Consider the following 11,127-nt stretch of genomic DNA (forward strand, 5'->3'; position numbering starts at 1 on the left):
CTGCCGATAACGACAGTAACTGACTCGAAATCCGTTCGTTCATCCATAGTAGCGTTTCGTCGGCCGAGTTTGCGTCCCTCCCCCGCGGTGTTGGTATGTCCTAATATCCCACCCCATCGTACCCCCCCTTATTAGGGGTAGGCTTTCCCGAGGGGTTCGGTTGTGTACCAGTACCATGGACGAACCCGCACGCGGAGACGCGAACCGCCTCGCCGACCCCACGGACCACCGGGCGAACTGCGGCGTCGGCGTCGTGATGGAGTTCACGGGCGACGCCGACCACACCGTCGTCGCCGACAGCCTCGACCTGCTGGCCAATCTTGAACACCGGGGAACGACCGGTGCCGAGGAGAACACCGGCGACGGTGCCGGTATCGTCATCGAACGACCGACCGCGTTCTTCGCCGACGTGACCGAGTTCCCCCTCCCCGAGGAGTACGCGGTCGGTACCCTCTTTTTCCCCCGCGACGCCGACGACGCCGCGGCGCTGGAATCGCTCGTCGAGGAGACGTTGGCCGACCACGACCTCGACGTCCTTGGCTGGCGCGACGTGCCGACGGAGAACGCCGACCTCGGCGAGACGGCGCGCCGGAGCGAGCCGAACGTGGTGCAGGTGTTCGTCGCCCCGGATGGCCTCTCGACCGACGCGTTCGACCGGGCGCTCTACCTCGGCCGTCGGGCCGTCGAGACCCGCGTTTCGGACGCCGACGTCGCTGGCACCGAGCGGTTCTACGTCTGCTCGCTGGACCGCCAGATTGTGGTCTACAAGGGCCTGCTCACGAGTACCCAACTGGCGGACTACTACCCGGACCTTCGGGACGAGCGTGTCCGCTCGACGTTCGCCGTCGTCCACGCGCGGTTCTCCACCAACACCCTCGGCGCGTGGCATCTCGCCCACCCGTTCCGGCGCATCTCCCACAACGGCGAGTTCAACACGATTCAGGGGAACATCAACTGGATGCGGGCCCGGGAGGGCGATCTCGCCCACGACGCCTTCGGTGACGACATCGAGACGGTGATCCCCATCATCGACGACCCCGAGCAGTCCGACACCGCGAGCGTGGACAACGCGCTGGAGTTACTGCTGCAGGGTGGTCGGAGCCTCCCCCACGCCCTCCGGATGCTGGTCCCCGAGGCGTGGCGCGCCGAGGACAACGACCTCTCGGAACCCGAGCGGGCCTTCTACGACTACCACGCCTCGCTGGTCGAACCGTGGGACGGCCCGGCGCTGGTCATCGGCACCGACGGCGACCGAGTCGCCGGCGTGCTCGACCGAAACGGCCTCAGGCCCTGTCGCTACGCCGTCGCCGACGGCCGACTCGTGCTCTCCAGCGAGGCGGGGGCGCTGGAACTCGACCCCGCCGCCGTCGAGCAACGCGGCCGGCTTCAACCGGGGGAACTGTTCGTCGCGGATCCCGACGAAGGTATCCTCCCCGAATCCGAGGTCGTCGACGGCCTCACCGACGAGCGGTACGCCGAGTGGGTCGCCGCGGAGCAGGTCCAACTCTCAGACCTGCCGGGCGACGACGCGAACGACCCCGCGGCGGCGACCGACGGCGGACCGGCGACGGCGGCCGATGGCCGAGCAACCTTCGGCGGCGAACCCGCTTCCGACGACACCCTCCGCGCCCGACAGGCGGCGTTCGGCTACACCCACGACGAACTCGACGACCTCGTCCAGCCGATGGTCGAGGACGGGAAAGACCCGGTGGGGTCGATGGGCGACGACACCCCGCTGCCGGTGCTGTCGTCGTTCAACCGCCCGCTGTCGTCGTACTTCACCCAGCGGTTCGCCCAGGTGTCGAACCCGCCGGTAGACCACATCCGGGAGCGCCTCGTGTTCAGTCTGGAGACGCGCCTCGGCCCGCAGCGCAACCTCTTGTCGGAGACGCCCGAGCACGCCCGACAACTGGTGCTCGACTCGCCCGTGCTCCGGGACGACGAACTGACGGCGGTGACGGGCGTGGCGGAGAACGGCTTGACTGCGGCGACCCTCGACCTCACTTTCGCCGACGACGAGGGCCTCGCGGCCGCCGTCGAGCGACTGCACGAACGCGCGACCGCGGCGGCAGCGGAGCACGACGTGCTGGTGCTCTCGGACCGCGGCGTCGACGCGGATTCCCTGGCGATACCCGGGCTGCTGGCGACGGCCGCGGTCCACCACCACCTCGTCCGTGCGAGCGAGCGCACGCAGGTCGGCCTTGTCGTCGAGACGGGCGCGGTGCGGACGGTTCATCAACTCGCCACGCTGGTGGGTTACGGCGCTGGCGCGGTGAACCCCTACCTCGCGCTCGAAACAGTGTCGGACCTCGTCGCCGGGCCAGAGGGGATGGGCGACGCGGACGCACGGGAGCGCTACGTCGACGCCATGGAGGAGGGCCTGCTGACGGTGATGGCGAAGATGGGAATCTCCACCGTCGAGTCCTACCGTGGCGCGCAGATGTTCGACGCCCTGGGGTTGGACGCCGACTTCGTCGCGGAGTACTTCGCGGGCACCGACACCCGGACCGAGGGAATCGACATGGAGCAGGTCGCCGCGGACCTCCGGGAGCGCCACGCGCTCGCCTTCGAGGACGACGACCTGCCACGGACCGGCGAGTTCGAGTTCCGCTCGGAGGGCCGGTCCCACCAGTGGAACCCCGAGACGGTGCGGACCCTCCAGCAGGCCGTGCGGAACGGGGACTACGAAATCTACCGGGAGTTCGCTGCGATGGCCGACGCGGAGGACGGCGGCCACGGGAGCCTCCGCGGCCTGCTCTCGTTCGACTCGGGCCGGGAGTCGGTTCCCGTCGAGGAGGTCGAACCAGTCGCGGACATCGTCGAGCGGTTCTCGACGGCAGCGATGTCGCTTGGGTCGATTTCGCCGGAGGCCCACGAGACCAACGCCAGAGCGATGAACCGACTCGGTGCGAAATCCAACACCGGGGAGGGCGGCGAACCGCCGGAACGGTTCGACACCGCGACCGAGTGCACCGTCAAACAGGTCGCCTCCGGCCGGTTCGGGGTGACCAACGCCTACCTCGCCAGCGCGGACGAGCTCCAAATCAAGATGGCACAGGGGTCAAAACCCGGCGAGGGCGGCCACCTCCCGGGCCACAAGGTAGTCGAGCATATCGCCCACACCCGCCAGACCGTTCCGGGCGTGGACCTCATCTCGCCCCCGCCCCAGCACGACATCTACTCCATCGAGGACCTGAAGCAGTTGATCTACGACCTGAAGGCGACCAACCCCGAGGCGGGGGTGAACGTCAAACTCGTCTCGGAGACCGGCGTCGGCACCATCGCCGCCGGCGTGGCGAAGGCCGACGCCGACACGGTCCACATCTCCGGGCGCTCCGGCGGGACGGGCGCGTCGGCGAAAACCTCCATCAAGCACGCCGGCGCGCCGTGGGAACTCGGTCTCGCGGAGGCGAACCAGATGCTCCACGCGACGGGGCTCCGGGACCGCATCCGGGTCGCCGTCGACGGCGGCTTCCAGACCGGTCGCGACGTGACGGTGGCCGCGCTCCTCGGTGCCGAGGAGTACGTGTTCGGGACGGCCAGCCTCGTGACCTCGGGGTGTGTGATGGCGCGGGCCTGCCACACCAACCGCTGTCCGGTCGGCATCGCGACCCAGGACGAGGACCTCCGGGAACGCTTCCCCGGCGAACCCGCCCACGTCGTGAACTACATGGAGTTCATCGCACGCGACGTGCGCGAACGCCTCGCCGACCTCGGGTTCCGCTCCGTTGAGGAGATGGTGGGACGCGTGGACGCGCTTGTCCAGCGAACCGACGTGGCCCACCCGAGTGCAAAAACCCTCGACCTCGGGGCACTGCTCGCGGACCCGGAGGGCGAGTACGACGTCGACCGCACCAAGACCCGGCCCACGGACCTCGGCCTCGGCGACCGACTCGACTGGGACCTCATCGACGCCTGCGGGCCGGCCCTCGCGCGTGGGGAGTCGGTGCATCTCCGCCGCGGTATCGATAATCAGGACCGGGCGGTCGGGGCGACGCTCTCGGGGCGTATCGCCGAGGAGTGCGGACCCGAGGGACTGGCCGACGACACCGTCTCCGTCGCGTTCGACGGCGCGGCGGGACAGAGTTTCGGCGCGTTCCTCGCGCCCGGAGTGACGTTCACGCTCGACGGCGTCGCCAACGACTACGTGGGGAAGGGGCTCTCCGGCGGGAAACTCCTCTGCCGAACGCCCGACGACACCGGGGTCGACCCGACGGCGAACACGCTGGTCGGCAACGTGGCGCTCTACGGCGCGACCGACGGCGAATGCTACGTCAACGGCGTCGCCGGCGAGCGGTTCGCGGTCCGGAACTCCGGTGCAAAGGCCGTCGTGGAGGGCCTCGGCGACCACGGCTGTGAGTACATGACCGGCGGGGTGGTCGTGGCGCTGGGGACGCCCGGCAAGAACTTCGCGGCCGGGATGTCCGGCGGCGTCGCCTACGTCTACGACCCGGAGAACGACCTGCGGGCGCGAACCAACACGGCGATGGTGTCGCTCCACGGCGAGTTGGACGAGCGAGACGAGCGGATGCTCCGCCGCCTGGTGGAGAACCACGCCGCCGCGACCGGCAGCGACCAGGCGGACGCGCTACTGGCGGAGTGGGACACCGCGCTCGACGCGTTCACGAAGGTGCTGCCGGGGGCCTACGCCGAAGCGGTCCAGAAACACGAGGGCGCGGACGTTCGGGACAGCCTCCCCGACGCGGTGGGGCCGAGCGGCACGGTCCGCTCCGTCTCGGGGCAGGACGACTGAGAGCTACGCTCCCGACTCCACGCTCACGTTCTCTGAGTCGCCGTGGAGCGCGAGGTTCGCGGCGATTTCGGCGTTCTGCATGGCGTACTGGGCCGTCTCCTGGAGCCTCACCAGCACCTCGCGGATTCCGAGGAGTTGGTCGTTCGGGAGTTCCGGCAGGTCCGAGAGCAGTTGCTCCTCGCGGTCCTTGATCTCGTGGAACCGACGCCGGACCTCGGTGGTCAACCGGTAGTCGCGGTCGATGACCGCCTCGACGGCGAGGGCGCTTATCTCGTTCACGTCGTCGGTAAGTTCGCCAATCTTCCGCATCGTCGACTGCCCCACGTCGAGGGCCTCACCGTCGCTCTCGACGACGATGGTGGCGATGTCCTCGGCGTTGTCCGCGGTGAGTTCGAGGTTCTTGGCGATAGAGCGGTAGCCGACCAGCGGCAGGGTCTCGTCCAGGCCCATCGACCGCGCTATCGAGGGGTCCTGATGGACGGTGTAGATGAGCCGCAACAGCAGGACGAACAGTTTGTTCGCCTGTCGCTCCCGGTTGATGGCCCGCTGGGCCAACTCCGGGTTCCCCCTACTGAGGGCTTTGACCGACTCCTCACGCATCGTCCCGCCGGTGCTTTCGAGGCGCTCCAGGAGGTTCTCCAGCGTGAAATCCGCGGGGTCAACCGAACACCGGACCGTGATGCGTTCCGGCGTCTCCTCGACGATACCCAGCCCCATCAGTTGGGACTCCGCGCGGTAGACGGCGTCGATGGTTCCGCCCCTGAGCGCTCCCTCGGACTGCTCGACGTGGATAATCCGGCGTCCCAGGACGTACTGCCCGATGATAGCGCGTTCGACGGCGTCGTCCTCGAGTTCGTCGACGTGGATGATTGCTTCTCCCTCCTCGGTACCGACGGTTTTCGTGGTCGCGGTCAGCGTCCCCGTCCCCTCGTGAATCACAAGTTCATCGCCCTTCTCCACGCCGTACTCCGACGTCCACGCGGCTGGAAGGGTCATCGCGAGCGTCGACGGGCCGAGTTGCTGTACTTTGCGAGTTTCCATACGATGTCACACTGTTCCACATCCTTAGTTCTCACTCACAAAACAGAGGGTGGTTAATACACATACTAGGTGTATAAGGACAGGGAGCGGGCTCCGACGATGAACTGGCGACTACGTATCCCGGATACGAACGGACGGTTCCCCGGGACTCCCCTCCGACTGAGGAACACACCAAACCGGTGGGTCACCCGGTACAGTAGTCGATAGCCTCTCGAACGGCTTCCGTCCGCCCGATGAACGTCAGGTGGTCGCCGCGCTGAATCCGGTCCTCCGGGTGTGGAAGCTGATTCACCCCGTCTCGACTCAGCAGTGCGAGGTGGCAGTCCTCCGGGAGCTCCGCCATCACTTCCGAGACGGTTTTCCCGACGTTCGCTTCGTTCGTCACCTCGACCTCCTGGACGTCGCCGGACTCCCCGAGTTCGGTCATCCAGCGGGAGATTGCCGGGCGCTCGATCACGTTGTCCATCGACCACGCCACCGACATCCCGGTCGAGATCGCCTCCACGTCGAGGTCGTCGAACGCGTCCAGATTGTCCGGCTGGTTCACCCGTGCGACGACGCGGTCGACGTCGAACGTGTTCTTGGCGAGCTGGGAGATCAGCAGGTTCACGTCGTCGGTCCGGGTGGCCGCCGCGACCACCGTCGCGTTATCGGCGCCGACAGACTCCAGTAGCTCCCGGTCAGTGCCGTCGCCGTACCGGGCGGAGAACCCCTCCGCGCGGAGCTGTTCGACGACCTGTTCGTCGTGGTCGAGGATCAGCACCTCCTCCCCGCGTTCCTCCAGTCGCTCGCCGAGTGCGCGACCGACGCGCCCGCCGCCGACGATGATCGTCCGTTTCGGTATCACGTCCATCGCTTGTGCGATATGACGGGCTAATCCCCCTTGAAACACGACCGTCGCGACGATGACGAGAAACACCGTCCCGACGAGCGTCGTCGCCGTCATCGGGTTCTGTGACTGGAGCTCCAGTGCGAACAGCGTGGCGACGCTCGCCGGGATGATCCCCCGTGGCCCGATAGCGCTGATGTAGAGACGTTCGTCGACGGTCAGCCGGTCGCCGACCGTACAGAGCATCACCAGTGCCGGGCGAATCACGCCAGCGACGGCGACGACGACGATGAGCCCGCCGGGGCCGAGGGCGAACAGGTCCTTGAGCGAGAGCAGGGAGGAGAGCGTGATGAAGACGAACGAGATGATCAGCAGCGTGATATCGCCTTTGAACCGCTCGATCGCGTCACGATACGGGATATCGAGGTTGCCGAGAACGAACCCCCCTGTGGCGACGGCGGCGATGCCGGCCTCGGAGGCGATCAGTTCGGCCACCCCGTACATGATGAGCGAGGAGACGAGAACGACCAGCCGTGCGTTCTGTGGCGTGTTCTCGATGGCGGGGGCCGCGTATCTTAGCAGATACCAGACCAGCCCCGCGACGACGCTGCCGACGAGTATCCCGACCCCGAACCGCAGCCCGAACTCGCGGACGAGCGTCGGAAGCCCGCGGGTCTCCAGGACGACGAACTCGAACATTACGATGGCGAGGATTGCGGCCGTCACGTCGTTGACGACCCCTTCAGTTTCGAGCGTGGAGGCAACGCGGTCGCGAACGGGAACAACGTTCATGATGGGGGTGATGACCGTCGGCCCGGTTGCGATTAGGAGCGAACCGATCAACAGCGAAACATCCCATGGCGCGCCGAGTGCGTACCTGACAACCAGGGCGGTCCCGCCGAAGGAGATGACGGCGCCGATGGTGACGAGCCGGAGCGTCTCACGCGGAGCCTCGTACAGCCGTTCGATCTGGAGGTTGAACGCCCCCTCGAAGACGATGACCGCGACGCTGAGGCCAACGATCGCCGGCAGCGAATCGCCGAACACCGCCGGCGTGATAATCCCGAGCCCCTCCGGGCCGACGGCGACGCCGGCGAGGATGAGGAAGATGACACTCGGCACCCGCAATCGGTCGGCGAGAATCTGTGCGGCCACTCCCAAGCCCAGAATCGTCACGACGACGGTGATCGTCTCGAGCGGAGCAGCCACAGGTCGTTTCTATCTCGGAGCACGTCATAATGAATGCCCCGCTTGGTGGGCCAAACCGTTGCCCGGCGCACCGTCGATGCCGGCCGCCTAAAACCGCCCGCTACTCGGCTTGCTCGTCCTCGACTTCGATGGCGCCCTCGACGTCCTCGTCCTCGTAGTACTCATCGGTGATAGTCAGCCGGGCGCGCTTGATACGCGTGGTGTCGACCTCCTCGACGCGGATGAGCACGCCGTTGTACTCGAGCTCCTCGCCCTCCTCCACCAGCCGGCCGGCGCGGTTGAAGATGAATCCCGCAAGCGTCTCGAACTCCTCGCCCTCGGGAAGGTTGAGGCCGAGGGCCTCGTTCACTTCGTCGATATTGACCTCGCCTCGGACCAGTGCGGTGTCGTCGTCGACGAACTCGACGGCCTCTTCCTCGTCGCCTTCGAGGATGTCGCCGACGATCTCCTCGACCATGTCCTCGAGCGTGATGAGCCCCTCAGTGGTGCCGAACTCGTCGATGACGATGACCATCTGGAGGCGGTTATCCTGGATCTCCTGGAGCAGTTCGTCGACGTTCTTCGATTCGGGGACGTGGAGTGTGGGCTGGACCGCGTCCGCAAGTGTGGGCTCACCCTCGGCGTAGCGGGCCGCGCGCACGAGGTTCCGGACGTTGACGATGCCGATGATGTTGTCGAGGTTCCCATCGTACACCGGCACGCGCTCGTGATCGGACTGGACACACTCCTCGATCGCCTCCTCGATGGTGGCGTCTTTGGGCACCGCGGTCATATCCAGCCGCGGCGTCATCACCTCCTTGGCGATGGTCTGGTTGAACCGGAAGATGCGCTGGAGCATCTCGCGTTCGTCCTCTTCGATGACCCCTTCGCGCTCCCCGGTCTGGATCATGCTCTGGATCTCGTCTCGGGTGACGTAGGAGTCCTCGATGGCCGAGCCACCGCCGGTGACGCGGTTGATTATCCGGGTGAGCCTGTCGAAGACGATGATGAGCGGCAACAGCGCGTACTCGCTGTACTTCAGCGGCCGCGCGATGCGCAGCGCCCAGGACTCGGTGTTCTCGACGGCGTAGGATTTCGGCGCACTCTCGCCGAACAACAGAACAATAGTGGTGATACCGAACGTCGCCGCCAGCACCGCCTCCCCCTGGCTCATGTAGAGCGCGAACAGCCCCGTGGCGATGGAGGACATCGCGATGTTGACGATGTTGTTGCCGACCAGAATCGTCACGAGCAGCCGGTGTGGGTTGTCCTTGAGCTGCTGGACCACTTCCGCGGACGGGACGCCGTCCTCGACGAGCGCCTCGACGCGATGGCTCGCGAGCGAGAACATGGCGATCTCCGAGGAGGAGAAAAAGCCCGAAAGGAGGATGAGCGTGAAGATGATGATGGCACCCACAATCGTCTGCGCCTCTCGGGAGAGTTGACCGATCACTATCGACTGCAGAACCCCCCTGCTAAGGGTGGTAGCGACCGTCGGAAGCAAGCCCATGTCGAGTTTTAATTGTTCGTCACCGGGATTAAGCGTTTTCCTCGCAGAATCCGGTCCGTAGCGCCATCAGATGACCAGATTGCCCGGATCGAGCCCTACCGTCGCCGACGGCTTTAGGCCGCTCCCGGCCAAACTATGGCTATGTCCGAGGAACCGCCCATCACGCTGTACCGGCTGCAGGCCTGTCCGTTCTGTGAACGGGTCGTCAGAAAACTCGACGAGTACGATCTCGACTACCAGTCCCGGTTCGTCGAAGCGATGCACTCCGACCGGGATGTCGTCAAACGAATCAGCGGCAAGCGGACGGTGCCGGCCATCGTCGACGAGACCACCGGGCTCACCATGTCCGAGTCGGGGAATATCGTCGAGTATCTCGACAAAACCTACGGCGGCGAGGAGGCGCACGCCTGATGGAACTCGAGTTCGACATTGTCGACCTCCCCGAAGCCAATCACGTCGACGTCGGCGACACCGCGCCCGATTTCACCCGCCCGCTCGTCAACGAGGAGTTCTGGGAGGACCGCTCGCTCGCCTCGTTGACCGAGGACGGACAGGTGCTACTCGTGGCGTTCCCGATGGACGGCGGCTTCCCGGCAACGTATATCTGGAACGAGATCAGCGACCGCGAGTGGGGTGGTGAGGGCCTCACCGTCGTCGGGGTCTCCATCTCGACGCCCTACGAGCACAAGAGCTTCATCCTCGAGCGGGAGATGGGTTACGAGCTGTTCTCGGATCCCGCCGCCAGCGTCGCCGACGAATACGGTATCGAGAACCCCCTCGACGGGATGGCTGGCATCACCGAGCACCGGCCCGCCGTCTTCCTCATCGACGAGGACCGCACCATCGAGTACGCGTGGGTCGCCGAGGAGTGGCCCGACTTTCCGGATTACGACGAAATCGAAGCGGAATTGTAACCAGTCACGGCGCGTGCCCTGCCGTGACCGTCGTGTCACGGCAACGAAAACTATGCCGTGACTGTGCGAGAGTATCATCACGCCCAACCACGCCGCTTTTTTCCGTTCCTTCCGATCGAATAGCTATGCGCGACGACATCATCCAAGCGACGAACCTGCTCGCGCTGGGTGAGCTGGCGGTCTACCCGACCGACACCGTCTACGGCCTCGGCGCGGACGCCATCGCGAGCGACGCCGTGGAGCGGGTGTACGAACTGAAAGGTCGCTCCTGCGACCGGCCGCTCTCGATGGCTATCCCCGACGTGGACGCCGCGCTCGAACACGTCGTGCCGACCGAGCGGGAGGAGGCGTTCCTGCGCGAGTTCCTGCCCGGCCCCGTCACCGTGGTCCTCGAGCGGGAGTCACACGTCCCGAACGCGCTCACGGCCGGGCGCGACCGGGTCGGCATCCGCATCCCGGACCACGACGTGGCACTGGAGCTGCTCGAGGAGTTCGCTCCCGTCACCGCAACCAGCGCCAACCCCAGCGGCGAGCCCAACGCGAGCCATCCGGACGAACTCGATCCGGCGATCCGTGAGGGCGTCGGCGCCGTCGTCGACGCCGGCAACACCCCCGGTGGCGAGAGCACCGTCGTCGACCCCGGAAGCGACGTGATTCACCGCCGCGGTAAGCGCGCCGACGAGGTCGCGCGCTGGCTGGACGAGCACTGACGCCAGTTAGCGGCGGCCGTTTCACCTTGCTCTCGACTCATAGTGAGTACTGCGAGTCTGTCCCGCCGTGACCATCCGTGTCGGTGATGGGAGCCCCTGAACCGGCGGCGTTCGACACCGTCGATGCACCGATTCGCCGTAATCACTATCAGTCCGGCCCCCACCGTTTTGCTCGTCCGGTT

General features: G+C 66.4%; 7 protein-coding genes. 4 read left to right on the plus strand and 3 right to left on the minus strand.

What is annotated here, in order from left to right; all coding sequences use genetic code 11:
- Positions 1 to 175 precede the first annotated feature (175 nt).
- A complete protein-coding gene (gene gltB / locus V5A38_RS01880; RefSeq protein WP_332324047.1) occupies positions 176 to 4,753 on the plus strand; it encodes a glutamate synthase large subunit in 4,578 nt (1,525 codons plus the stop codon).
- Positions 4,754 to 4,756: 3 nt separating this feature from the next.
- Here gltB and V5A38_RS01885 read toward each other — a convergent pair whose 3' ends face one another.
- The 3 genes from V5A38_RS01885 to V5A38_RS01895 form a co-directional block, all read right to left on the minus strand.
- On the minus strand, positions 4,757 to 5,794 hold the full coding sequence (locus V5A38_RS01885) for a phosphate uptake regulator PhoU (RefSeq protein WP_332324048.1): 1,038 nt from the start codon (positions 5,792 to 5,794) through the stop codon (positions 4,757 to 4,759).
- A gap of 184 nt (positions 5,795 to 5,978) precedes the next feature.
- A complete protein-coding gene (locus V5A38_RS01890) occupies positions 5,979 to 7,832 on the minus strand; it encodes a cation:proton antiporter (RefSeq protein ID WP_332324049.1) in 1,854 nt (617 codons plus the stop codon).
- Positions 7,833 to 7,932: 100 nt separating this feature from the next.
- A complete protein-coding gene (locus V5A38_RS01895; protein ID WP_332324050.1) occupies positions 7,933 to 9,321 on the minus strand; it encodes a hemolysin family protein in 1,389 nt (462 codons plus the stop codon).
- A 135-nt stretch (positions 9,322 to 9,456) separates the two neighbouring features.
- Between V5A38_RS01895 and V5A38_RS01900 the strand changes: the two genes are divergently transcribed.
- The 3 genes from V5A38_RS01900 to V5A38_RS01910 all read left to right on the plus strand — a co-directional run bounded on the left by V5A38_RS01900 (position 9,457) and on the right by V5A38_RS01910 (position 10,945).
- Positions 9,457 to 9,732, plus strand: coding sequence for a glutathione S-transferase N-terminal domain-containing protein (locus V5A38_RS01900; RefSeq protein ID WP_345786264.1), 276 nt, complete (start codon positions 9,457 to 9,459; stop codon positions 9,730 to 9,732).
- Entirely contained in the window at positions 9,732 to 10,235 is a 504-nt protein-coding gene (locus V5A38_RS01905) for a redoxin domain-containing protein (RefSeq protein ID WP_332324052.1), read from the plus strand. Before V5A38_RS01900 ends, V5A38_RS01905 begins: the two co-directional genes overlap by 1 nt.
- 125 nt (positions 10,236 to 10,360) lie before the next feature.
- Positions 10,361 to 10,945 carry an L-threonylcarbamoyladenylate synthase gene (locus V5A38_RS01910; RefSeq protein ID WP_332324053.1) on the plus strand — a complete coding sequence of 195 codons (585 nt, stop codon included), beginning with the start codon at positions 10,361 to 10,363 and terminating at the stop codon, positions 10,943 to 10,945.
- The last annotated feature ends 182 nt before the right edge of the window (positions 10,946 to 11,127 follow it).

The organism is Halolamina sp. (genome assembly GCF_036626355.1).
In the GTDB taxonomy this organism is placed as follows: Archaea; Halobacteriota; Halobacteria; order Halobacteriales; family Haloferacaceae; genus Halolamina.

Excerpts from the sequence above, each read along its gene's own strand:
- V5A38_RS01905 (WP_332324052.1), top strand. The coding sequence starts at position 9,732 with ATGGAACTCGAGTTCGACATTGTCGACCTCCCCGAAGCCAATCACGTC.
- V5A38_RS01910 (WP_332324053.1), top strand. The coding sequence starts at position 10,361 with ATGCGCGACGACATCATCCAAGCGACGAACCTGCTCGCGCTGGGTGAG.
- V5A38_RS01885 (WP_332324048.1), bottom strand. The coding sequence starts at position 5,794 with ATGGAAACTCGCAAAGTACAGCAACTCGGCCCGTCGACGCTCGCGATG.
- gltB (WP_332324047.1), top strand. The coding sequence starts at position 176 with ATGGACGAACCCGCACGCGGAGACGCGAACCGCCTCGCCGACCCCACG.
- V5A38_RS01895 (WP_332324050.1), bottom strand. The coding sequence starts at position 9,321 with ATGGGCTTGCTTCCGACGGTCGCTACCACCCTTAGCAGGGGGGTTCTG.
- V5A38_RS01900 (WP_345786264.1), top strand. The coding sequence starts at position 9,457 with ATGGCTATGTCCGAGGAACCGCCCATCACGCTGTACCGGCTGCAGGCC.